We start from the raw sequence: 23,515 nt of genomic DNA on the forward strand, positions 1-23,515 counted from the left end.
TGTTCGTCGTCCCCGGAGGCCGCGGTGCGTGCTCGGTTCGCTGTCCTGTCGCTCGTCGTGGCCGGGCTGGTGCTGTCGGCGGGGTGCGCCACCAGGGTGAGCGGCGCTCCGCTCGCCGGAGTGCTCGCGACGTCCACGACGAGCACCCCGCCCGAACCGGCCGCCGACGTCGTGACGTGGGCGAACAACTTCTGCGCCGTCGCGAACTACCTGACCAGCGCCGGATCGCTGACGGTGCCGGCGCCCACCGCGACCGACCCGGCCGGGATGCGGCTGGAGATGAGCGCGAACCTGGGGCGCGTGGTCGGCGTGCTCGACGTGGCGCTGCACGACCTGAGCACCCTCGTGCCCGGCCCGGTCGACGGGACGGACGTCGTGGTGCGGGTCGTCTCCGAGCCGCTGGACGAGGCGCGCTCGGCCTTCGCGTCGGCGAAGTCCACGATCGACGCCGCGAACCCGCTGACCACCGAGGCGATCGAGTCGGCCGTCGGGGACCAGACGCGGGCCGTGACGGCCATGCAGGAGGGCGTGTCGGCCTACGGGACGCTGACCATGCCCGAGGAGGTGCGAGCCGCGGTGCCCAGCGCGCCGAACTGCAACACGACCACCCCGCCCAGCACGACGCGCTGACCTCAGACGGAGCCGAGGACGCGGGCCAGAGCGGCGATCTCCCCGGAGCCGACGCGGCAGCAACCGCCGACCAGCCGGGCGCCCGCGCTCACCCACTCCCCCGCGCGGTCCGCGAGGGAGCTGGGCCGTCCGGTCCAGTCGCGGGCGCCCGCGTCCCACTCCTCGCCGCTGTTGGGGTAGACGACGACCGGTTTGCCGGTGGTCCCGGCCGCCAGCGCCACCGCCTCTCCCACGTCGCGCGGGCGGGAGCAGTTGACGCCGACGGCGATCACCTCCGGCACGTCGGCGGCGAGCGCGAACGCCTCGTCCAGCGGCTGACCGGCACGGGTGCGCGGCCCGTCGACGGTGTAGGACAGCCACGCCGGGAGGCCGAGGTCCGCCACGATCCGCAGCACGGCCTCGGCCTCGTCGGCGTCGGGCACGGTCTCCACGGCCAGCAGGTCGGGTCCGCTCTCGGCGATCGCCTCGGCGCGCGGCCGGTGGAACTCCTCCAGCTGGCGGCGGGTCAGCCCGTAGCGGCCGCGGTACTCCGAGCCGTCGGCCAGCACCGCGCCGTACGGGCCGATCGAGCCCGCCACCCGCAGTGGGCGGTCCACACCGGACTCGCGGGCGCGGTCGACTGCGTCGCGGGCCAGCGCCGTGCTGCGGCGCAGCAGCGCGCGCGTGGTGTCGGCGCCGATCCCGCGCGCGGCGAAGCCGCCGAAGGACACCTGGTAGCTGGAGGTGATGACGACGCTCGCCCCGGCCTCCAGGTGCGCCAGGTGCGCCGCCGTGATCGCCGCCGGGTCGTCCAGCAGCAGGCGGGCCGTCCACAGCGGATCGGCCAGGTCGTGCCCGGCGGCGGCGAGCTGGGCGGACAGCCCGCCGTCGAGGACGACGGGTCCGGCGGCCAGCTCCTGCGCGAACGGGACGACCACGTCGATCAGGGCAGGATCGCCGGGATCAGGCCGCCGTCGACGCTCAGCGCCGAGCCCGTCGTGGCCGACGACAGGTCGGAGGCGACGTAGGTGATCAGGTTCGCGATCTCGTGCGGGCGGATGAGCCGGCCGATCAGCGAGGTGGGGCGCTCCTCGGCGATGAAGCGGCGCTCGGCCTCCTCCAGCGAGATGCCGTCGCCGACCCGGTCGCGCAGGAACTCCTCCACGCCGGGGGTCAGCGTCGAGCCGGGCAGCACCGTGTTCACGGTGACGCCGGTGCCGGCCACGGCCTGAGCCATGCCCCTGGACACGGCGAGCTGGGCGGTCTTGGTCATGCCGTAGTGCACCATCTCGCCGGGCGTCATCACGGCGGACTCGCTGCTGACGAAGATCACCCGGCCCCAGCCGCGGTCCACCATCCGGGGTGCGTGGTGGCGGGCGAGCCGGACGCCGGACATGACGTTGACGTCGAAGAACCGCTGCCACTCCGAGTCGGGGATCTCGAAGACCGGCTGCGCGCCGAAGATGCCGGTGTTGTTGACCAGGACGTCGACGTCGGGCGCCGCGGCGATCAGCGCGTCGGCACCCTCCGCGGTGCCGACGTCGGCGACGACGCCCCGGATCGTGTCGGAGCCGGTCTTCTCGCGCAGGTCGTCCACGGCGCGGGCGAGGCGCTCCTCGTCACGCCCGTTGACGATCACCTCGGCGCTCGAACGGGCGAGCGCCTCCGCCGTGGCGAGGCCGATCCCCGCGGTCGATCCGGTCACCAGTGCGACACGCCCGGACAGGTCGATGTTCACCGTGCTGCTCACCCCTGATTAGTTGCACGCGCCGTATGTTGCGAACGCTTCATGATGCGCCGCTCGCCCCCGGCGCGCAACTCGGCGGGCCGCCGGACCGCCGGTCGGAGCAGAGCACGAGACCGAACAGCGGACCCGGTGCGACAACGGGGTGAAAGCGCGGTTCACACGGTCGGCGGATCGGTTCACGGCCGTTCACAACAAGGCTGTCACCTGCGAGGATGTCAACAGAGCGTGGGACTTCCCACGTCTGGACGGTGAACCGGCACACGAACCCGGATTCGCACTACCGTCGCAGAGCACCGGCGATCCCGGTCTCGCACAGCTCGTCCGGTCACCCCGGCGTCCCACCCGCGAGCCCCCTTTCCCGCACACCGCGGCACGCCGCCAGCACGCCGGGTCTCCCACCACCCCCGCTCCCACGCCGACCGCGTCCCGGCGACGACGCCCGCGCGGCCACGCCGGCGTGCCCGAGTGAGCGCCGAGCACGGAGGGCCGCACGACGTGACCCATCCCCACCGCCAGCAGCAGGCCCGCCGGACGGGCCTCTACGACGAGCAGTTCGAGCACGACGCGTGCGGGGTGGCCTTCGTGGCCGACCTCGCCGGGCGTCGAGATCACACCATCGTGGCGCGTGCGCTGACGGCGCTGCGGAACCTGGAGCACCGGGGAGCGCGCGGCGCCGAGCCGGAGACCGGTGACGGCGCAGGCGTGCTCGTCCAGGTGCCGCACGAGCTGTACCGGGAGGTGGCGGGGTTCCCGCTGCCCGGCGCCGGCGGTTACGCCGTCGGCACGGCGTTCCTGCCCGTGGACGCCGCGGCCAGGGCCGGGGCGGAGGCCGTCGTCGAGCGGATCGCCGCCGAGGAGGGCGCGCGCGTGCTGGGCTGGCGCGATCTGCCCGTGGACGCCCGGCACGTCGGCCGCACGGCCGCGACCACGATGCCGGTGTTCCGCCAGCTCTTCCTGGCTCCCGCCGACGCCGCGACCACCGGCGACGCGCTGGAGCGCCTGGCGTTCTGCGTGCGCAAGCGGGCCGAGCGGGCCGCGGACGTGTACTTCCCGAGCCTGTCGGCGCGCACGGTCGTCTACAAGGGGATGCTGACCGAGCAGCAGCTGGAGCGGTTCTTCCCCGACCTGACCGACGAGCGGCTCACCAGCTCCGTCGCCCTGGTGCACTCCCGGTTCTCCACCAACACGTTCCCGTCCTGGCCGCTGGCGCACCCCTACCGCTACGCGGCGCACAACGGCGAGATCAACACGGTGCGCGGCAACCGGAACTGGATGGACGCGCGGGAGTCCGCGCTCGCGTCCGGCCTGCTGCCGGGCGACCTGGAGCGCCTCCTGCCGGTGATCACCCGCGGCGCGAGCGACTCGGCGTCGTTCGACGAGGTGCTCGAACTGCTGCACCTGGGCGGGCGCTCGCTGCCGCACGCCGTGCTGATGATGGTTCCGGAGGCGTGGGAGAACCACACCGAGATGGACCCGGCGCGGCGCGCCTTCTACGAGTTCCACTCCACCCTGATGGAGCCCTGGGACGGTCCCGCGCTGGTGGCGTTCACCGACGGCACGCTCGTCGGCGCGGTGCTCGACCGCAACGGCCTGCGGCCCGCGCGGTACTGGATCACCGAGGACGGCCTGGTGGTGCTCGGCAGCGAGGCGGGCGTGCTGGAGGTCGACCCGGCGACGGTGGTCCGCAAGGGCCGGCTGGAGCCGGGCCGGATGTTCCTGGTGGACACCGCGGCCGGGCGGGTGGTCGACGACGAGGAGATCAAGAGCGCCCTCGCGGCGGAGCACCCCTACGACGAGTGGGTGCGCGCGGGCGTCGTGCGCCTGGAGGACCTGCCGCCGCGCGAGCGCGAGGTGCCGTCGAGCTCCTCGCTGGTGCGCCGCCAGCAGGTGTTCGGCTACACCGGCGAGGAGCTCGACGTCCTGCTGCGACCGATGGCCGTCTCGGGCGCCGAGCCGATCGGATCGATGGGCGACGACACGCCGCCCGCGGTGCTGTCGAACCGGCCGCGGCAGCTCTTCGACTACTTCTCCCAGCTGTTCGCGCAGGTCACGAACCCACCGCTGGACTCCATCCGCGAGGAGCTGGTGACCTCGCTGCGCACCACGATCGGCGCTCAACCGAACCTGCTGGAGGCGACCGCCGAGTCCTGCCGCCGCATCGCCCTGCCGTTCCCCGTGCTGGACGACGACGAGCTGGCGCGGATCGCGCACGTCGACGACGACGGGGACCTGCCGGAGTTCCGGGCGGTGACCGTGCGCGGCACCTACGACGTCGCCGGTGGCGGCGAGGCCCTGGTGCGCCGGCTCGGCGAGATCCGCGCCGAGGTGTCCGCGGCCGTCGCCGACGGCGCGCGGCTGGTGGTGCTCTCCGACCGGGGCGTGGACGCCGACCGGGCGCCGATCCCGTCGCTGCTGCTGACCGGCGCGGTGCACCACCACCTCGTGCGGTGCCGCAACCGCACGAGGGTGGGGCTGGTCGTGCAGGCCGGTGACGCCCGCGAGGTGCACCACGTGGCGCTGCTGCTGGGCTACGGGGCCGCCGCGGTCAACCCGCACCTGGCGGTGGAGACCGTCGAGGACCTGGCCGCGCGGGGCGAGCTCGGCGACCTGGACCCCGCGACCGCGTCCCGCAACCTCGTCCGCGCCCTGGGCCACGGGGTGCGCAAGACCATGTCCAAGATGGGTGTCTCGACGGTCGCCTCCTACTCGGGCGCGCAGATCTTCGAGGCGCTCGGGCTGGGGCACGAGGTGATCGAGGACTGCTTCACCGGCACGAGCTCACCGCTGGGCGGAGCCGGGTTCGACGTGCTCGCCGAGGAGGTGGCGCGACGGCACCGCGCGGCGTTCCCCGCCGACGGCGTGCGCGCGAGCCACCGGGAGCTGGAGATCGGCGGCGAGTACCGGTGGCGGCGCGAGGGCGAGGCGCACCTGTTCGACCCGCAGACGGTGTTCGCGCTCCAGCACTCCACCCGCTCCGGGCGCTACGACGTGTTCAAGGAGTACACCGGCCGGGTCGACGCGCTGTCGGAGCGCCTGATGACGCTGCGCGGGTCGTTCGCGTTCCGCACCGGCGTCCTGCCGCCCGTGCCGGTCGAGGAGGTCGAGCCGGTCTCGGAGATCGTCACGCGGTTCGCCACCGGCGCGATCTCCTACGGCTCCATCTCGCGGGAGGCGCACGAGGTGCTGGCCATCGCGATGAACCGGCTCGGCGCGAGGTCCAACACCGGCGAGGGCGGCGAGGACGCCGACCGGTTCCTCCCCGACGCCGACGGCGACTCGCGCCGCTCGGCGATCAAGCAGGTGGCGTCCGGCCGGTTCGGCGTGACGAGCGAGTACCTGGTGAACGCCGACGACCTCCAGATCAAGATGGCGCAGGGCGCGAAGCCCGGAGAGGGCGGCCAGCTCCCCGGCGCGAAGGTCTACCCGTGGATCGCGCGGACCCGCCACTCCACGCCGGGGGTCGGGCTGATCTCCCCGCCGCCGCACCACGACATCTACTCGATCGAGGACCTCGCGCAGCTCGTGCACGACCTGAAGAACGCCAACCCGCTGGCGCGCGTGCACGTGAAGCTGGTCAGCGAGGTCGGCGTCGGGACGGTCGCGGCCGGGGTGTCCAAGGCGCACGCGGACGTCGTGCTGATCTCCGGCCACGACGGCGGCACCGGCGCGTCCCCACTGTCCTCGATCAAGCACGCGGGCGGCCCGTGGGAGCTGGGGCTCGCCGAGACGCAGCAGACGCTGCTGCGCAACGGGTTGCGCGACCGGATCGTCGTGCAGGCCGACGGCCAGCTCAAGACCGGGCGGGACGTGGTGGTCGCGGCGCTGCTCGGCGCGGAGGAGTTCGGCTTCGCCACCGCGCCGCTGGTCGTGTCGGGCTGCGTGATGATGCGGGTCTGCCACCTCGACACGTGCCCGGTGGGCGTGGCGACGCAGAACCCCGCGCTGCGCGCGCAGTTCGCGGGCCGGGCCGAGCACGTCGTGAACTTCTTCCGGTTCGTCGCGCAGGAGGTCCGCGAGCACCTGGCGGCGCTGGGCCTGCGGTCGGTGCGGGAGGCGGTCGGGCGGGCGGACCTGCTGCTGGACGCCGGCGCGGCCACGAGCCACTGGAAGGCGGCCGGGCTGGACCTGTCGCCGATCTTCCACGTGCCCGACCTGCCGCCGCGCGCGGCCAGGCACCGCACCACCGCGCAGGACCACGGTCTGGAGCGGGCGCTGGACAACACGCTGATCCAGCTCGCCGAGGGCGCGCTCGCCTCGGGCGACCGGGTGCGGCTCGAACTGCCGGTGCGCAACGTCAACCGCACCGTCGGCACCATGCTGGGCTCCGAGGTGACCCGCCGGTGGGGCGGCGACGGCCTGCCCGACGACACGATCGACGTCACCTTCACCGGCACCGCGGGCCAGTCCTTCGGCGCGTTCCTGCCGCGCGGCGTGACGCTGCGCCTGGTGGGCGACGCCAACGACTACCTGGCGAAGGGCCTGTCCGGCGGGCGGATCACCGTGCGGCCCGACCCGGCGGCGCCGTTCGCCGCGGAGCACAACACCGTCGCGGGCAACGTGATCGCCTACGGCGCCACCGGCGGCGAGGTGTTCCTGCGCGGCCGGGTCGGCGAGCGGTTCTGCGTGCGCAACTCGGGCGCGCTGGCCGTCGTGGAGGGCGTGGGCGACCACGGCTGCGAGTACATGACCGGTGGCCGGGTGGTCGTGCTCGGCGGGATCGGCCGCAACTTCGCGGCGGGCATGTCCGGCGGTCTCGCCTACGTGCTGGACCTGCCGGTGCCGCGGGTGAACCGGCAGATGGTGGACCTGGAACCGCTGGCGGAGACCGACCAGGAGTTCCTGCGCGACGTCGTGGCGCGGCACCACGCGGAGACGGGTTCGGCGGTCGCGCACGCGCTGCTCGCCGACTGGGACACCGGCGTGGAGCGGTTCACCAAGGTCGTGCCGCGGGACTACGTGCGGGTGCTGGCGGCGCGGGAGCGCGCCGAGCAGGAGGGCAGGGACGTGGACGAGGCGATCATGGAGGCCGCACGTGGCTGATCCCACGGGTTTTCTGACGACCGAGCGGGAGACGCCGCGGACCAGGCCGGTGCCCCTGCGCCTGTCGGACTGGCGCGAGGTGTACGAGGAGTTCGGCTCCGACCGGGTGCGCCGGCAGGCCGGGCGGTGCATGGACTGCGGCGTCCCGTTCTGCCACCAGGGCTGCCCGCTGGGCAACCTGGTGCCGGAGTGGAACGACCTGGTGCGCCGGGACGACTGGCGCGCGGCGTCCGAGCGGCTGCACGCGACGAACAACTTCCCCGAGTTCACCGGGACGCTGTGCCCGGCGCCGTGCGAGGCGGCGTGCGTCGTCGGCATCACCGGGGAGCCCGTCACGATCAAGCGGGTGGAGCTGGCGATCGTCGACCGCGCCTGGGACGAGGGCTGGGTGCGGCCGCTGCCCTCCGCCACCCGCACCGGGTTCCGGGTCGCCGTGGTGGGGTCGGGCCCCGCCGGGCTGGCGGCGGCCCAGCAGCTCGCCAGGGCCGGGCACGACGTGGTGGTGCTGGAGCGGGCCGACGCGATCGGCGGGCTGCTGCGCTACGGCATCCCCGAGTTCAAGATGGAGAAGTGGCGGCTGGACCGCCGCCTGGAGCAGTTGCACGCCGAGGGCGTCGAGTTCCGCACCGGTGTGCACGTGGGGATCGACGTCAGCGGCGCGGCGCTGCGAGCGGGGTTCGACGCCGTGGTGCTGGCCTGCGGGGCGACCGCGGCGCGGGACCTGCCGATCCCCGGCCGCGAACTGGCCGGGGTGCACCAGGCGATGGAGTACCTGCCACCGGCGAACCGGGTCGCGCGCGGGGACGCCCCCGCGTCGCCGATCCACGCGGGCGGCAAGCACGTCGTGGTGATCGGCGGCGGTGACACCGGCGCGGACTGCCTGGGCACGGCGCACCGGCAGGGCGCGGCGTCGGTGACGCAGCTGGAGATCATGCCCCGCCCGCCGCGGACGCGCTCGCCCGAGCACCCGTGGCCGACCCACCCGGTCCTCTACCGGGTGACCTCGGCGCACGAGGAGGGCGGCGAGCGGCTGTACGCCGTGTCGACGCTGGAGTTCCTCGGCGACGGCGACGGCGCGGTGCGGGCGCTGCGGATCGCGGACGTGCGCGCGGAGGACGGCCGGTTCGTGCCGGTGCGGGGCACCGAGCGGGAGATCCCGGCGCAGCTGGTGACCCTCGCGCTGGGCTTCGTCGGCCCGGAGCGGACGGGGCTGCTGGCGGAGCTGGGCGTGGACCTCGACGCGCGCGGGAACGTGGCGCGCGACCGGTCGTTCGCGACCGGCGTCGACGGGGTGTTCGTGGCGGGAGACGCGGGACGCGGGCAGTCGTTGATCGTGTGGGCGGTCGCCGAGGGCCGCGCCGCCGCCGCGGCGGTGGACGCCCGCCTGACCGGGCGCGGGGTGCTGCCCTCGCCGATCGGTCCGGCGGACCGGCCGCTGCGCTGAGCGGTGCCGCGTGCGGCTCCCCGGGGGGAGCCGCACGCGCGTCCGTCAGGGGCAGGGGGCGAACAGACCGCGCGTGCCGCCGGTCGCGGTGCGGTCGGTGAAGCGGCAGCCGTAGTCCGCGGCGGCCACCGCACGGCGGTCGTCCACCACGTCACCGGCGGCCCTGCGCCCGGTGTCGACCCAGCGCACCAGGTCGTCGAACGCGGTCCGCACCTCCTGGTCGGAGAACTCGCAGTGCTCGACCGCGCGGATCGCGCGCTGCGCCAGCAGGCCGGTGCGCCCGTGCCGCGCCACGTCCTCCCGGTACTCCTGCTCCATCGAGAACGGCACGAACAGGTCGCCCAGGTCGTGCAGCGACAGCACGGGCGCGCTCGGCCGGCCGAGGATCTGCGGGACCTCGGTCAGCGCGGGTGTGAGACGCGCCCGCACGTTCTCCGGTGCGACGCGCTGCACGGTCCGGTTCAGGTCCACCGGCTCGCTCGGCCGGTAGCGGGTCGTGAGGTTCGTGGCGAGCTGACCGGGGTTCCCCGCCAGTTCGTCACCGCTGCCGCTCGCGCCGAGGGCGTAGAGGAAGTCCTTCCAGTGCGCGAAGGCGGCCTCCGCGCCGGGACGCGGTCCGCCGGTGCGCTCGACGGTCACGGCCCGCAGCTGCTTGCCGAGGTCGTTCGTCGTGTCGGGCCCGCCGGGGGTGAGCCCCACCAGGCCGAGCCGCTGCTGGATCCGCGGCACGACCGAGGTGAGGTGGTCCGGCGGCAGCGGGTACGAGCCCAGGTCGGCGAGGTCCTGGGACACCAGCTGGTAGTCCAGGAGGAAGTCGAACAGCTCGTGGTCGCCGAGCACGCCGCACATCGGCAGCGCGCCCGCGTAGTAGCCGGGGTACTGCTCCAGGGAACGGCCGATGACGTGCCCGCCCATCGACACCCCGGCGATGAACACGCGCTCGGGCCGCCGCACGAGCCGGCCGAACTCCTCGGCCAGCTCGCGGGTCGTCGTCACGCCGGCGCGGACGTCGTAGCCGTTGGCGTAGTACGAGGACGCGGCCCACGCGTAGCCGCGCTCCAGCAGGTGCTGGCGCATCCCGTAGCCGGGCGCGTCCACCGTGAGCACGGTGCCGGTGCCCCGGTAGCCGTGCGCCCACATCACCAGCTCGCCGTTCCAGTCGGGCGGGACCTCGACGACGTAGCCGGCGTGGCTCGCCACGCCCTGCTTCACGGTCGTCGGGCGTCCGTCGACCTGCGCGGGCGGCAGCGGCGGGTTCTCGATCGTGTAGCCGGGCAGCGGCTGGTCGTCGGGCGTTGCTCCCGACGCGCTCGCGGTCGCGGGTGCTCCCGCGGCGACGAGGACGGCGACCAGGACGGCGGCGAGCTTGGGCGTGACGGCCATGTGACACCTCCGCCGACCATCACACAGGGGGTGCGCCCCCGCCGCCAGCCCCGATCGGAGCAAGCCCGGTGGTGCGCCGGTCCACGAGCACCGACACCGTCGCGACCACCAGTCCCGCCGCGGCGAGCGCCAGGCCGACCCACGCGGTCGACGTGTAGCCCCAGCCCGCGGCGATGGCCAGGCCGCCGAGCCACGCGCCGGCGGCGTTGGCGACGTTCAGCGCGGAGTGGTTGGACGAGGAGGCCAGCGACGGCGCGTCCGGCGAGGCGTCCATGAGCCGCACCTGGAGCGCCGAGGCGAGCACCTGCGACGTGAAGCCCAGCAGGAAGATCGCCGGGAAGATCGCGAAGCCGGTCGACGCGGTGAGCCCGAACAGGACCAGCACCGCGGCCACGGCGACGAGCGAGCCGAACACCGTGCCCGTGACGGACCGGTCCACGAAGCGCCCGCCGATCAGCGCGCCGACGGTGCCGCCCAGGCCGAAGGCGGCGAGCACCCACGGCACGGCGCTCTGCGGCAGCCCGCCGACCTCGGTGGAGGTGGGCGAGACGTAGGAGTAGACGGCGAACATGCCGCCGAAGCCGACCATGCCCGTGACGAGGGCGAACCACACGCGGGGACGGCGGAAGGCGCGCAGTTCGGCGCCGACGCTCGCGTCCGCGGCGGTGCGCACGTGCGGCACCCAGCGGGCGATGGCCAGCGCGGTCAGCACGCCGATCACCGCGACGGCGACGTAGGCGCTGCGCCAGCCCAGCGCCTGCCCGGCGATCGTCACGGCCGGGACGCCGACCAGGTTCGCGATCGTCAGGCCGATCATGACGAGGGCGACGGCGCGTCCCCTGCGGTGCGGCGGCACGAGGTTCGCGGCGACGACGGCGGCGATGCCGAAGTACGCGCCGTGCGGCAGTGCGGCGACGAAGCGCGCCACGATCAGCGACGTCGCGCCGGGAGCGACGGCGGACAGGCCGTTGCCGAGGGCGAAGGCGATCATCAGCGCGATGAGCAGGCCCTTGCGCGGCAGCTTCGCGGCGAGTCCGGCGATCAGCGGCGCGCCGACGACGACTCCCAGCGCGTAGGCCGTGATGGCGTGACCCGCGCCGGGGATGGAGACGGCGAACGTGTCGGCGATCTGCGGCAGCAGGCCCATCGTGGCGAACTCGGTGGTGCCGATGCCGAACCCGCCGAGGGCGAGGGCCGCCAGGGACGCCGCGACGCGCGGAGCGGGCCGGGCGGGGAGCACGGGCGCTGGCGTGGTGTCGGTGGTCATGACGGACGTCTCCCGGTGCTGGACAACCTCGGGAACGATACCGATGAAATCGATTAACCAGCCTGTAATCCCCCTCACCCCGCCCGAGTTGAGCGTTCGAGCACCGCGAGTTGAGCGTTGGAGCACCGCGAGTTGAGCGTTCGCGACCGCTCATCGGCGGCTTCTGCGCCGCCGCTCCCGCGTCTAGGGTGGAACGGTGCTCGCCCGGCGGTCCCCCGTGGTGCTCCTGAGCATCCTGCTGGTGCTGTCCCTCTGCGCCTGGGCCGGGTTCGAGCGGGCGCTGGCCCACCTGCGCGCTCCCCGCTGCGACGCGCCGGCCGTGGTGCGGGTCGCGGCGGCACCCGCGGTCGCGCAGGCGCTGAGCGAGACGGCCGCGGCCCACGACGGCTCCTGCTACCGGGTCGAGGTCGCGGCGCGCGCGTCGGCGGACGTGCTGACCGGCGCCGACCCGCCCGACGTGTGGGTGCCCGAGTCGACGCGGTGGCTGCGCAGGGCACGCGGCACCGGCGCGTGGCAGGTTCCCGACGCGGGCACCTCGATCGCCTTCTCCCCCGTCGTGCTCGCGGCTCGGACGGACGCCCGCACGTGGCCGGACCTGCTGCGCGGCACGGTGGGGATCGCCGATCCGGCCAACGACCCGGCCGCGCTGTCGGCGGTGCTGGGGGTCCGCGCCCTCGCCGCGTCGGAGCCGGACCCGGCGGCCGCCGCCGTGGCGTCGCTGCGCCGGGTGGCGGCGAGCTCCGAGCCGACGACGGCCGAGCTGTTCACCGCCGGGCTGGACGCGTTCGCCGTGTCGGAGCAGGAACTCGCGCGGCACAACGCGACGCCGGGGGCCACACCGCTCACGCCGGTGTTCGCCGACCCGCCCGTGCCGGGACTGGACTTCCCCTACGCGGTGCTGCCCGGAGCGGACGAGGCGCGGCGCGCGGGCGCGGAGGGGTTCCTGGCGGCGCTGCGCTCCGGCGCGGCCGACGCGACCCTGGCCACGAGCAGGCTGCGTCCACCGGACGGGCGGGGCGAGCCCGCCGCGCGACCGGTCGCGCTGCCGGACCCGGACACCGTGGACGACGCGCTCACCGCGTGGGCCGGTCTGGCGCTGAGCGCGCGGGTGCTGGCCGTGCTGGACGTGTCGGGGTCGATGAACGAGATCGTGCCCGGCACCGGCACCACGCGGATGGCGCTCGCCGTGGAGGCGGCGGAGCGCGGCGTCGGACTGTTCAAGCCCACCACCGAACTGGGGCTGTGGAAGTTCTCCACCGCGCTGGACGGCGAGAAGGACCACCAGGAGGTGCTGCCCGTCGCGCCGGTGCGCGAGCAGCTCTCCAGCGGGGCCGTGCAGCGGTTGCGCGCGATCAGGGCGACGGCGCGCGGGGCGACCGGCCTGTACGACACGACGCTCGCCGCCTACCGGCAGGCCCGCTCGACGTGGGCGGCCGGTCGCATCAACATCGTCGTGATCATGACCGACGGCCGCAACGAGGACAGCCGCTCGATCAGCCAGGCCGCGCTGCTGGAGGAGCTGGGGAAGCTCCAGGACCAGCGCCGCCCGCTGCCCGTCGTCGCGATCGGCATGGGGCCGGACGTGGACGTGCGGGAGTTGGAGCGCATCGCGGGGGCGACCGGCGGCCGGGCGTTCACGACGGCCGATCCCGCCGGTGTCGGCGACATCTTCGCCAGCGCGCTGTCGACGATGCTGTGCCAGCCCCCGGCGTGCCGTCCCGGCTGACCGGTCCCGAACGCTCCACTCGCGGTGCCCGAACGCTCCACTCGTGGTGCTCGAACGCTCAACTCGCGGTCAGTAGGGGTCGTGGGGGCCCCGGTGGGACAGGAGGCGGGTCAGGGGGCGCAGGCGCAGGCGCAGCAGGACCTTCACCGCGACGTTGCGCAGGAACCACGGGGTCTGGGCCAGGACGCGCAGGCGGTCGCGCGGTGTCGGGCGGCGCAGGCGGAAGCGGGCCAGGGAGCCCGTGCGGTCCAGGAAGGTGTAGCGGGAGCCGCAGAGCACCCGCACCGCCACGCCGCCGGTCACGCCGATCGACGAGAACGCGTCGTGCACCAGGACCTCCGCGTCCGGCGGCAGGTGCTCCGACCACCTCAGGTCGTCGGTGAACGTCCAGTAGTCGTGCTTGCCGTCGACGTAGAGCAGGGCGATCGGGCGGTTCCAGGTCGGGCGCAGGACCGTGCTGTACTCGGGGATCAGCTCCACGACCTCCGCCAGCCCGGCGCGGTGGAAGACGTTGTCCTCGAAGCGCTTGCGGGTCAGCGGTCCGCCGAACAGCCTGCCCTCGACGAACGGGTCCACGGCCACGACGCTCGCCCCGGCCAGCCGGGCCGCCTCGCCGAGCACGGCGGTGGAGCGGCCCTGGTGGCTGCCGATCTCCACGATCCGGCCGCCGCGCGGCACCCGCAGCGCCGCGTCCCACAGGGCGAGCGCCTGGTCGCGGGTCAGCCAGCCGGGGATCTGCCCGGCGAGTTCCCACGCGCTGGCGAACTCCGGGGACGGCGATCGGGCGGGACGAGCGTCCGACATGCGCACCTGCCTCGAACCTCCGGTGACCCGCCGGCGACGGACCGCCCACGATAGCGATCTGCGTCACTAGTCTCTACCCGGTGGTAACTTCTGCGGGCATCAGCGGGACGAGCGTGCGGCGGGGTGACCAGCGCGGTTCGACCGGCCGGTGGTGGCGCAGGCCGCACCGATCGCCCACCGCGTGGTCGTCGCTCGCCCTCGTGGTGGTGTCGTTCCTCCAGCGGCCGGGCGCGACCACGTTCGACACCAAGCTCGACCTCGCGGTGAACCCGCTGGGCTTCCTGCGCCGCGCGCTGTCGCTGTGGAACCCCGGTTCGGCCGCGGGCGAGCTGCAGAACCAGGCGTACGGCTACCTGTTCCCGATGGGCCCGTTCTTCGCGGTCGGCCAGCTCGCGGGGGTGCCGCCGTGGATCGTGCAGCGGCTGTGGTGCGCCCTGCTGCTGTGCGCGGCGTTCACCGGCGCCCTGCTGCTGGCCCGCGCGCTCGGCGTCGGCTCGGAGCCCACCCGCCTCGCCGCCGCGCTGGCCTACGCGCTCGCCCCGCGCGTGCTCACCGAGATCGGTCCGCTGTCGGCGGAGATGCTGCCCGCGGTGATGCTGCCGTGGGTCGTGCTGCCGCTGGTGACCGCCGACCGCGTCGGCTCCCCGCGCCGCGCCGCCGGGCTGTCCGCGCTCGCCGTGCTGTGCACCGGCGGGACGAACGGCGCGATGGTGGTGATGGCGCTGGTCCTGCCCTGCCTGTGGCTGCTGACCCGCGTCTGGAACGCGCGGCACCGCGCGCTGGTGCTGTGGTGGTGCGGATCGGTGCTCGCGGTCTGCCTGTGGTGGATCCTGCCGCTGCTGCTGCTCGGCCGCTACAGCCTGCCGTTCCTGGACTACGTCGAGTCCGCCGTGAACACCACCGCGCCGCTGTCGCTGTTCGAGGTGCTGCGCGGCACCGACCAGTGGGTCGCCTACGTCGTGCGGGGCACGCCGTGGTGGCCCGCGGGCTGGCTGCTGATCGACGACCCGCTGCTCATGACGGGCACGGCCGCCGTGGCCGCCGCGGGCCTGGTGGGACTGTGCCGGGCCGAGCTGCCGGAGCGGCGCTTCCTCGTGCTGGGCGCGGTCGTCGGACTGACCCTGCTGACCGTCGGGCACGTCGGATCGCTCGACGGTCCGTTCGCCGAGCCGGTGCGGGCGCTGCTGGACGGCCCGCTCGCCCCGCTGCGCAACGTGCACAAGTTCGAGCCGGTGCTGCGCCTGTGCGTGGTGCTGGGCTTCGCGCACGGGTTGGACCTGCGCGCCCCGCGCGGGCTGCGCGCCGTGCCGCCGGTGTGGCGGCGACGGCTGCGGCTGGGCACGGCGGCCCTGCTGGTGCTGGTGGTCTCCGCACCGGCGTGGCTGCTGACGCTGCGCCCCGGCACGGGCTGGTCGGAGGTGCCGCAGCACTGGCGGCAGGCGATGTCGTGGCTCGGGCAGCAGGACCCGCACGCCCGCACGCTCCTGCTGCCCGCGACCGGCTTCGGCCAGTACACGTGGGGCCGCACGGTCGACGAGCCGGCGCAGGCGCTCGCGGAGGCGCCCTGGGCGGTGCGCAACCAGGTCCCGCTGGGCTCGGAGGGCAACACCAGGCTCATGGACGCCGTGCACGAGGCCCTGGCCGACGGCCGCGGCTCACCGGGGCTGGCCGACCTGCTGGCCCGCTCGGGCCACCGCTTCCTGCTGCTGCGCAACGACGTCGACCGCACCGCCGTCGAGGCGCCGCCGCTGGCCGTGCTGCGCGGTGGGCTCGCCGCGTCTCCCGGCGTCGAGCGGGTGGCGGAGTTCGGGCCGGTGGTGGCGATGGCCGACCAGCGGCTGACGAGCCCGGTCGACCGCGAGGTCACCGGGCACGCGCTGGAGGTCTACGAGGTGCGGCGGCCGGTGCCGCTGGTGACGGCGGTGGCCACCAGCGCCGTCCCGATCGTCAGCGGTGGCCCCGAGTCGCTGCTCCCCCTGCTGTCGCAGGGTCTGCTGCGGCGCGAGCAGCCGAGCGTGCTGGCCGGGGAGCGCGACGACGCCGCGGACGGCGGGTGGCTCGTCACCGACGGGTTGCGCCGCCGCGAGCGCAACGTCGGGCGGGTCGCCGACAACCTGGGCCAGACCATGACCGCGCGGGAGGACAGCCGTCAGGACCGGCCCGCGCTGGACGTCTCGCCGTTCCCCGACGTGCGGCACCAGACGGTGGCGGAGTACCGGGGCGTCCGCGCCGTGCGGGCCTCGACGTCGAGCGGCTACGCCGACGCGGCGGGCGCGATCGACCCGGCCACGGCGCCGTTCGCCGCGGTGGACGGCGACGCGGGGTCGGCCTGGCACTCGTCGAGCTTCACCGGGCCGGTCGGGCAGTGGCTGGAGGTGGAGCTGGACACCCCGCGCGAGCTGACCGGGGTGACCGTGCGGATGGTGGACGACCTGCGGGTGGGCTGGCCGGTCACCCGCGTCCGGATCACCACCGCCACCGGGTCGTCGGACCACGACGTGCCGGCGGGCGGCGGACCGGCGACGTTCCCGATCGCCCCCGGACTCACCGGCACCGTGCGGGTGACCGTGCTGGAGATGTCGGCGGGGCGGCGCGACGGCAACGCCGGGATCGCCGAGCTGAGCCTGCCGGGCACCGCGGCGCAGCGGGCGCTGCGCGTGCCGCACGACGCGCCAGGCACCACGCCGGCGTTCTCCTTCACCCGCGGCGGCCAGTTCCGCCCGGCCTGCCACCGGGCGCAGGACGACGTGCGCTGCGACGCCGCCCTGTCGCGCTTCGGGGAGGAGCACTCCGGGGTCGCCCGGTTGTTCCGCACCGACGCCCCCGCCACGTTCCGGGTGGCCGCGTCGGTCGTGGCGGCGGCGGGCGCGGGAAACCCGGTGCGGCTGCCGGGTCTGGAGGTCAGCGCCTCCTCCGCGCTGGCCGGGGACGTCGCCGCGGGCGCGCTGTCCGCTGTGGACGGTGACCCGGCGACGGCGTGGCTGCCCGACGTGACCGACCTGCGGCCGGTGCTGTCGCTGAGCTGGGCGGGTGAGCGGTCGCTGACGGAGCTGCGGCTGGCCGCGCCGCCGTCCGGTCGCCGCCCGGTGGAGCTGGAGCTGCGCGCGCCGGGCCGGGAGGTCGTGGTGCGCACCGGTTCCGACGGGGTGGCGCGCTTCGAGCCGATCGCCACCGACCGGCTGGACGTGGCGGTCCTGGAGAGCAGCGGCGGCGACGCGGGCGCGCCGGGCGGCATCGGTGAGCTGACCCTGCCCGCGCTGGCCGACCGGGCGACGCCGCTGCCGCCGGAGACCCCGTTCACGGTGCCGTGCGGCTCCGGCCCGGAGATCGAGGTCGACGGCCAGCGGATCACCACGTCCGTCAGCGGCACGCTCGCCGACGTCACCGCGCACCGCGTGCTGCCGGCGACGTCGTGCGACGACGACCTGGCGCAGGCGCTGGAGCTCGGCGAGGGAGACCACTTCCTGAGCACGACCAGGTCGGCGTCGTTCGTGGTGCAGGACGTGTGGCTGCGGCCCGCCTCGTGGGCGGAGCCGCGGATCGTCCAGCGCGAGACGCGGGTGCTGCGCTGGGACGCCACCTCCCGCGAGGTCGCCGTCGCCGGTGGGCCGCGCGCGCTGCTGGTCGTGCCGGAGAACGCCAACGACGGCTGGCGGGCGACCCTGGACGGGACCGAGCTGGCCCGCACCCGCGTCGACGGGTGGCAGCAGGCGTGGGTGCTGCCCGAGGGCGCGGGCGGCGCGGTGCGGCTGGAGTTCGCCCCCGACGCGCAGTACCGGGCCGGGCTGCTCGCCGGTGGCGCGTCGGCGCTGGGCCTGCTGGCCGTGGTGGCGCTGCCGGTGCGGCGGCCGAGCGGTCCCGGGGTGCGTCCCACGACGAGCCGCTGGGTGCAGGTCGCGCTGGTCGTCCTGCTGGGCGTGCTGGGCGGGATGGCCCCGGTGGTGGCCCTGATCGCGACGCTGCTGCTGCGGCAGTTCTTCCCCACCGCGCCGCGGCTGGTCGTGCTGGGTGCGACGGTCGCCGCCTGCGCCGTCGCGGTGACCGGGCGGCTGCTCGGCCACGGCCAGGAGTGGGCGTACGGGCCGTGGGCTCAGGGCGCCCTGCTGATCGCGGTGTCCGCGGTGGTGTCCTCCTGCTTCGGGCCGTTCGCCGGGGAGGAGCGCTGACGGGCGCGGTGCTCCAGCGCGACGCCGGCCAGCACGAGCAGGCCGGTCGCGACGCACGCCGCCGCGACCACGGCGGCGGGCGAGTCGTGCAGCCACCCCGCGACCAGCACGATCTCCAGGCCCACGGCGAGCCACACGGCGGCGGTGGCGCCGCGGTCCGCGCCCGCCAGCGCCGCGAACAGCAGCAGCTGCACGAGCGCGAGGAACGAACCGGTGAGCGCGAAGCACCACACCGGGACGGGGGTCCCGGCGTAGGCCCCGCCACCGATCAGCACGACCGCGGCGGGCCCGAACAGCGCGGCGCCGAGCACCACGGCCGCGTCCAGCGCGGCGCACACCGCGAGCGCGAGCGGCAGGACCCCGCGGCGCGCGGCCGGATCGGCCAGCCGGGGCAGCGCGAGGACGCCGACGGCCTGCGGCAGCCAGTAGGCGATCTTCGTGACGACCGAGCCCACGGCGTGCTGACCGGCCTGCGGACCGGTCAGGTGGTGGCGGGCGAGCACCAGGTCCAGGTTCACCAGCAGCACCAGCGCGAGGACCGCCTGCGCGGCGTGCAGCGCCTCGGCCGCGCTGTGCCGCTGGGGCCGCGCCGGGCGCGGACGGCCGCAGACGAGCCAGCCGACGAGCGCCACGGCCGCGGAGCCGGACGCGGTGCCGGCGAGGGCGGCCTCCGACGAGCCGCCGAGCAGCAGCCCGGCCGCGCCGCCGCCGATCTTGCCCGTGCCCTCCAGGCAGACCAGCGCGGCGAGCGCCCGGAACCGGCGGCGTCCCTGGAGGAGCCCGTGGAACAGGCCGAGCACGGTCAGCGGGGCCAGCGACGCGGCCAGCCACAGCGCGGGCGCGACGCCGTCGAGGTGCAGCAGCGGCACCAGCGCGGGCGCGACGAGCACGCCGAGGGCGGTCCAGCCCACCGCCACCGACAGGCCGAGGCCGAGCAGCGCCGGGGTCTCGCGGCTGCCGGCGCGGGCGATCCGCAGCGCCACGGCCGTCTGGAGGCTCACGGCGGGCACGATGCCGACGACCAGCAGCGCGAGCAGCGCGCTCAACTCGCCGAACACCGCCGGGGTCAGCGCACGGGCCGCCACGGCGGTGAACGCGTAGCTCGCGACGTTGGCCGCGAACAGCCCGGCGGTGACGAGCAGGCCGTCGACGCGGCCGGTCGCGCGGTGGTCCACCACGGCTCCCTCCGGTGTCACCGGGCGGCGGTTCGGCGGTGCGGGCGACTGTACAGACCGGGACGGGCCGGGGGAACGGCGTGAGAGCGCCGCCGTGCGCTCACGGGGCGGCGCTGCCGCTGGTGTGCGCGCTGCTCGCGCTGGCCGTGCTCGCACCGCTGCTGCGACCGGGGTTCGTCCTGGTCCACGACATGGTGTTCACGCCGCGCCAGCCGCTGCTGCCCGCGTCGTTCGGACTCGGCTCGGCGCTGCCCAGGGCGGTGCCGGTGGACGCTGTCGTGGGCCTGGCCTCGCTGGTCGTGCCGGGCGAGGTGGTGCAGCGGCTCGCGCTGGCCGGTGCGGTCTTCGGCGCGGCGCTCGGCGCGGGGCGACTGGTGCCCACGACGTCCACCGGCGTGCGGATCGCGGCGGCGACGGCCTACGCGTGGAACCCGCTGGTGGCGGAACGGCTGTTCCTCGGGCACTGGACGCTGCTGCTGGGGTGCGCGGCGCTGCCGTGGGTCGCCGCGGCGGCGCTGCGCGTGCGGCGGCAGGAGCGCGGGGCGCTCGCGGGCCTGGTGCTGGCGAGCCTGCCCGCGCTGCTGTCGGCTCCCGGTGGCCTGCTCGCGCTCGGTGTGGCCCTGGCGCTCGCCGGACGCCGCGCCGCGCCCGCGCTGCTGGCGCTGGCCGTCGCGCTGAACGCGCCCTGGTGGGTGCCGTCGCTGCTGCGCGCGGACCCCGCGCTGTCGGACCCGGCCGGGGTGGCCGCGTTCGCCGCGCGGGCCGAGAACTGGGGCGGGCCGGTGCTGAGCGTGCTGGGGCTGGGCGGGATCTGGAACGCCGACGTGGTGCCGGTCAGCCGCGCCAACCCGGCGCTGCCGGTGCTGACCGTCGCGCTGGTCGCCGCCGCGCTCGCCGGGCTGCGGGTGCTGGCGCGGCGCTGGGGACGCTCGCCGGTCGCCGGTCTCGCCGCGCTGGGCGCGACGGGCGTGCTGCTGGCCGTGCTCGCGGTGCTGCCCGGTGGCGCGGACCTGCTGCGCTGGGCGAGCGCGCACGTGCCGGGCGCCGGACTGCTGCGGGACGCGCAGAAGTGGGTGGCGTGGTGGGCGCTGCCGTTCGCGCTGGGATTCGCGCTGGCCGTGGAGACGGCGCGGGAGCGGGTGCGCGGGCGGGCGTCGGCCGCCGTCGCCGCCGCGGGCGCGCTGCTGCCGATCGCCCTGCTCCCGGACCTCGCGTGGGGAGGGTTCGGCCGTCTGGAACCGGTGCGTCCCCCGGCTGACTGGACGGCCGTGCACGCCGTGCTGGCACACGATCCGCGGCCCGGCGACGTGGCCGTGCTGCCGCTGTCGGCGTTCCGCCGCTTCGCCTGGAACGACGGGCGCACGCAGCTCGACCCGGCTCCGCGGTTCCTGCCGCGCACCACGATCACCGACGACTCGCTGCGGGTCGGCGGCGTCGTGGTCGGGGGCGAGGACGAGCGCGCGGCGCGGGTGGGCGCGCTGCTGCGGGAGGACGGCGACCTCACGGCGGCGGGCGTCGGCTGGGTGCTGGTCGAGCACGGCACTCCCGGTCCGCTGCCGCGGCGGACGCTCGCCCGGCTGGAGCGGGTGTTCGACGGGCCGTGGCTGACGCTCTACCGGGTGCCCGGAGCAGTGGGGGCTGGGCCGGGTGGTCCAGCGGCAGCACCCGTGGCGCTGTCCTGGGCGGCGGCGTGGGCGGTCATCTGCGCCGCGCTGTTGTGGCGCGGGTTACCCGTCGGTAGATTCGGTCTGCGCCCACGTCCTGGTACTGCGACGAAGGAGTGATCCGGTGGCTGGTCCGGTAGCGGTGCTGATCGTCGTCCTGGCCGGGCTCGGCGTCGCGGGCGGTGTGGGCGCGGCGCTCGTCGGCGTCAACGACCCCGACTCGTCGGTGCAGCTGGAGCAGCGGACGGAGCCCGAGGTCATCGACTACGGCACGCGGTGATCGGATGACGAGCGCGTCGGATCGCGCTCGCACGGTCGTCGGCCTCTACGGCGATCCCGACGCGTCGTGGAGCATCCTGCTCGAAGCGCAGCTGACCTCACCGGTGGACGCGCCCGCCGTGCTGCGCCGGGTGACCGCCGCGACGGCCGAGCACCCGCACCTGGGCGTGCCACCGCCGGTGCTGCGTCCCGGCGCGGCGGCCTGGCCGGACGTGCGCGCCTCGTTCGCCGACCTCCCCCACCGGCCCGGCGATCCGCTGCTGCGCCTCGCCACGACCGGCGACCGGTTGCTGATCGCGGCCCACCACGGCGCCGTCGACGGCCTCGGCCTGCTGGCGCTGCTCGGTCTCGCCCTCGGCGAGCCCGTGCGCAGCGAGGCCGCCGGGGTGCGGGACGCGACACCGGCGCGGTCCTTCGCGCTGTCGGCCGTGCGCCGCCTCGGCGAGGCCCTGTTCGCTCCCCCGGCGCGGATCGCGCCGCGCGACGGCCGCGGCGGTGGCGACGTGCTCGTGTCCCGGCGGCTCCCCCGCCGCGCGCTCGGCACGGCGCGGCTCGCGGTGGCCGCCGCCGCGACGACGCGGGATTGGAACGCCGAGCACGGCGCGCGCAGCCGCCGGGTCGTCGCGGGGATCGGCGCGGCCCGCCGGGGCGGCGCGCACCCGGTGCCGCGCCTGGACAGCACGTTCTTCCGGCTGCCGCTGGACGAGCACGCCGACGAGAGCGGGGTGCGGGCGCTGCTGGCCGCCGCCGCGCCGGAACCGGACTTCCCGCCGTCGTCGAGCCGGGTGGCCCGCGCGGGCATCCGCGCGCTGTCCGGCCGCCTCGGGTCGACGTTCCTGGTGTCGAACCTCGGCGTGGTGCACGCGGGCGGCTCGGTGCGCTCCCTCGCGTTCCACCCCGCGGCGACCGGCCGCTCCGGCGTCGCCTTCGGCGCGGTCACCACCGGCGGCACCACGACCGTGACGCTGCGGGCACGCCGCAGGGACTTCGGCGACGCCGCCGCGGCCGAGCTACTGGACCGGCTCGTGCGCTCGTGCGGCGCCTGCCCCGGCGCCGACGACGCGGCGGCGCGGCGCGGTTAGACCGCCGACGCCGCGGACGAGGCGCTCGAACGCGGCGAGGCTGTCGTCCCAGCTGAACCCGGCGGCGCGCTCCCGCCCGGCCCGGCCCATCGCCAGGCGCAGCTCCCGGTCCCGCAGCAGGGTCTCGACGTGCGCGGTGAAGTCGTCGAGGTCCTCGGCGAGCAGCCCGGTGCGCCCCTCGACGATCGCCTCCGCGACCCCGCCCGCGGCGCGGTAGGCCACGGTCGGCACGCCGTGCGCGGCGGCCTCCGCGATCACGATGCCCCAGCCCTCCTTGACCGACGGGCACAGGTGCACCCAGGCGCGCGCCAGGATCTCGTGCTTGTCCTGCTCCGCCGTCCAGCCGTGCACCGTCACCGCGTCGGCGACCCCGCGCTCCCGCGCGTGGCGCTCCAGCACCTCGCGCCACGGACCGCCGCCGACGATCTCCAGCCGCAACCCCGGCCAGCGCTCGCGCAGCCGCGCCACGACGTCGATCGCGTGCTCCAGCCGCTTGTGCGGCACCAGGCGGCTCACCGCGACCAGCAGCGGCTGCTCTCCCGGCACCGCGGCGACCGGCGGCACCGGGTCGAGCCCGTTGGGCACCACGACCGTGCGGGCGGGGTCCACGCCCAGCGCGGCCAGCTCCCGGCGCGTCACGCCGGACACCGCGACGTAGCGGCAGGTGCGGTAGACCACCGGGGCGAGGCGGGACTCCACCCACCAGCCGATCCTGCCGAGGACGGGCCCGAGGACGCTGCGCCACTGCTCGCGGTGCACGTGGTGCACCAGCACCAGGACCGGGCAGTGCGCGACGAGCCTGCTGAAGAACGGCATCCCGTTCTGCACGTCCACCACGACGTCGGCCCGCGCGCGGGCGATGGCCAGCAGCGCGAGGGGGTGGACGGTGAACCCGGTGCCCATGCGCCGGAAGTGCACCCCGGCCACCCAGTCCCCCGCCGGAGCCCGGTCGTGCGCCGCGCACAGGACGACCACCCGGTAGCCGCGCAGCGCGAGGTCCTCGGCGACGCGTTCGACGTACCGCTCGGAACCGCCGCCCTCCGGATGTCTGGTGTCGCGCCGGTTGACCAGCAGAACAGTGGGCCGGTCGTCACTGCGACGTGCCATCGGGAAATCTCCCTCACGGTAG

15 protein-coding genes are annotated in these 23,515 nt (G+C 75.7%); 8 read left to right on the top strand and 7 right to left on the bottom strand.

Features of this window, described 5'->3' with window-relative positions; genetic code table 11:
• Positions 1–24 precede the first annotated feature (24 nt).
• Positions 25–630, top strand: coding sequence for a hypothetical protein (locus tag IMZ35_RS20245; protein WP_199442711.1), 606 nt, complete (start codon positions 25–27; stop codon positions 628–630).
• Between the two features lie 2 nt (positions 631–632).
• Here the strand turns inward: IMZ35_RS20245 and mmuM are convergent, their stop codons facing one another.
• Positions 633–1,547, bottom strand: a complete 915-nt coding sequence (gene mmuM, locus IMZ35_RS20250) for a homocysteine S-methyltransferase (RefSeq protein ID WP_307868459.1) — start codon at positions 1,545–1,547, stop codon at positions 633–635.
• Positions 1,548–1,552: 5 nt separating this feature from the next.
• Entirely contained in the window at positions 1,553–2,359 is an 807-nt protein-coding gene (locus IMZ35_RS20255) for an SDR family NAD(P)-dependent oxidoreductase (protein ID WP_307868461.1), read from the bottom strand.
• 492 nt (positions 2,360–2,851) lie between these two features.
• Here IMZ35_RS20255 and gltB point away from each other — a divergent pair, with 492 nt between their 5' ends.
• On the top strand, positions 2,852–7,396 hold the full coding sequence (gltB, locus tag IMZ35_RS20260) for a glutamate synthase large subunit (protein WP_199442712.1): 4,545 nt from the start codon (positions 2,852–2,854) through the stop codon (positions 7,394–7,396).
• Positions 7,389–8,840, top strand: coding sequence for a glutamate synthase subunit beta (locus tag IMZ35_RS20265; RefSeq protein WP_199442713.1), 1,452 nt, complete (start codon positions 7,389–7,391; stop codon positions 8,838–8,840). Before gltB ends, IMZ35_RS20265 begins: the two co-directional genes overlap by 8 nt.
• A 45-nt stretch (positions 8,841–8,885) precedes the next feature.
• Here IMZ35_RS20265 and IMZ35_RS20270 read toward each other — a convergent pair whose 3' ends face one another.
• Together IMZ35_RS20270 and IMZ35_RS20275 are read right to left on the bottom strand one after the other, a co-directional pair.
• Positions 8,886–10,223, bottom strand: coding sequence for a hypothetical protein (locus IMZ35_RS20270; protein ID WP_199442714.1), 1,338 nt, complete (start codon positions 10,221–10,223; stop codon positions 8,886–8,888).
• 19 nt (positions 10,224–10,242) lie between these two features.
• Complete coding sequence (locus tag IMZ35_RS20275; protein ID WP_199442715.1) at positions 10,243–11,490, bottom strand: MFS transporter; 1,248 nt, start codon at positions 11,488–11,490, stop codon at positions 10,243–10,245.
• A gap of 196 nt (positions 11,491–11,686) precedes the next feature.
• Between IMZ35_RS20275 and IMZ35_RS20280 the strand changes: the two genes are divergently transcribed.
• The gene (locus IMZ35_RS20280) at positions 11,687–13,216 is read left to right on the top strand and encodes a substrate-binding and VWA domain-containing protein (RefSeq protein WP_199442716.1); all 1,530 of its coding nucleotides are present in this window, start codon (positions 11,687–11,689) and stop codon (positions 13,214–13,216) included.
• A 69-nt stretch (positions 13,217–13,285) separates the two neighbouring features.
• On the opposite strand, the gene IMZ35_RS20285 is transcribed toward IMZ35_RS20280, so the two are convergent.
• On the bottom strand, positions 13,286–14,020 hold the full coding sequence (locus IMZ35_RS20285; protein ID WP_199442717.1) for a class I SAM-dependent methyltransferase: 735 nt from the start codon (positions 14,018–14,020) through the stop codon (positions 13,286–13,288).
• A gap of 80 nt (positions 14,021–14,100) precedes the next feature.
• Between IMZ35_RS20285 and IMZ35_RS20290 the strand changes: the two genes are divergently transcribed.
• Positions 14,101–18,186 (top strand): alpha-(1->3)-arabinofuranosyltransferase, encoded by a 4,086-nt coding sequence (locus tag IMZ35_RS20290; protein WP_199442718.1) that lies wholly within the window; start codon positions 14,101–14,103, stop codon positions 18,184–18,186.
• On the opposite strand, the gene IMZ35_RS20295 is transcribed toward IMZ35_RS20290, so the two are convergent.
• Entirely contained in the window at positions 18,111–19,382 is a 1,272-nt protein-coding gene (locus IMZ35_RS20295) for a lipopolysaccharide biosynthesis protein (protein WP_307868464.1), read from the bottom strand. The two genes, IMZ35_RS20290 and IMZ35_RS20295, sit on opposite strands and share 76 nt — an antisense overlap.
• A gap of 59 nt (positions 19,383–19,441) precedes the next feature.
• Here IMZ35_RS20295 and IMZ35_RS20300 point away from each other — a divergent pair, with 59 nt between their 5' ends.
• The 3 genes from IMZ35_RS20300 to IMZ35_RS20310 are packed head-to-tail and all read left to right on the top strand — an operon-like array spanning position 19,442 to position 22,386.
• Positions 19,442–21,145: an MmpA family trehalose lipid delivery protein gene (locus tag IMZ35_RS20300; protein ID WP_199442719.1), complete on the top strand. Its 1,704-nt coding sequence runs from the start codon at positions 19,442–19,444 to the stop codon at positions 21,143–21,145.
• Between the two features lie 4 nt (positions 21,146–21,149).
• On the top strand, positions 21,150–21,305 hold the full coding sequence (locus IMZ35_RS20305) for a hypothetical protein (RefSeq protein WP_199442720.1): 156 nt from the start codon (positions 21,150–21,152) through the stop codon (positions 21,303–21,305).
• A gap of 4 nt (positions 21,306–21,309) precedes the next feature.
• Positions 21,310–22,386 (top strand): hypothetical protein, encoded by a 1,077-nt coding sequence (locus IMZ35_RS20310; protein ID WP_199442721.1) that lies wholly within the window; start codon positions 21,310–21,312, stop codon positions 22,384–22,386.
• On the opposite strand, the gene IMZ35_RS20315 is transcribed toward IMZ35_RS20310, so the two are convergent.
• A complete protein-coding gene (locus IMZ35_RS20315) occupies positions 22,315–23,493 on the bottom strand; it encodes a glycosyltransferase family 4 protein (protein ID WP_199442722.1) in 1,179 nt (392 codons plus the stop codon). The two genes, IMZ35_RS20310 and IMZ35_RS20315, sit on opposite strands and share 72 nt — an antisense overlap.
• Positions 23,494–23,515 lie beyond the last annotated feature (22 nt).

It is taken from the genome of Umezawaea beigongshangensis (assembly GCF_016464305.1).
In the GTDB taxonomy this organism is placed as follows: domain Bacteria; phylum Actinomycetota; class Actinomycetes; order Mycobacteriales; family Pseudonocardiaceae; genus Umezawaea_A; species Umezawaea_A beigongshangensis.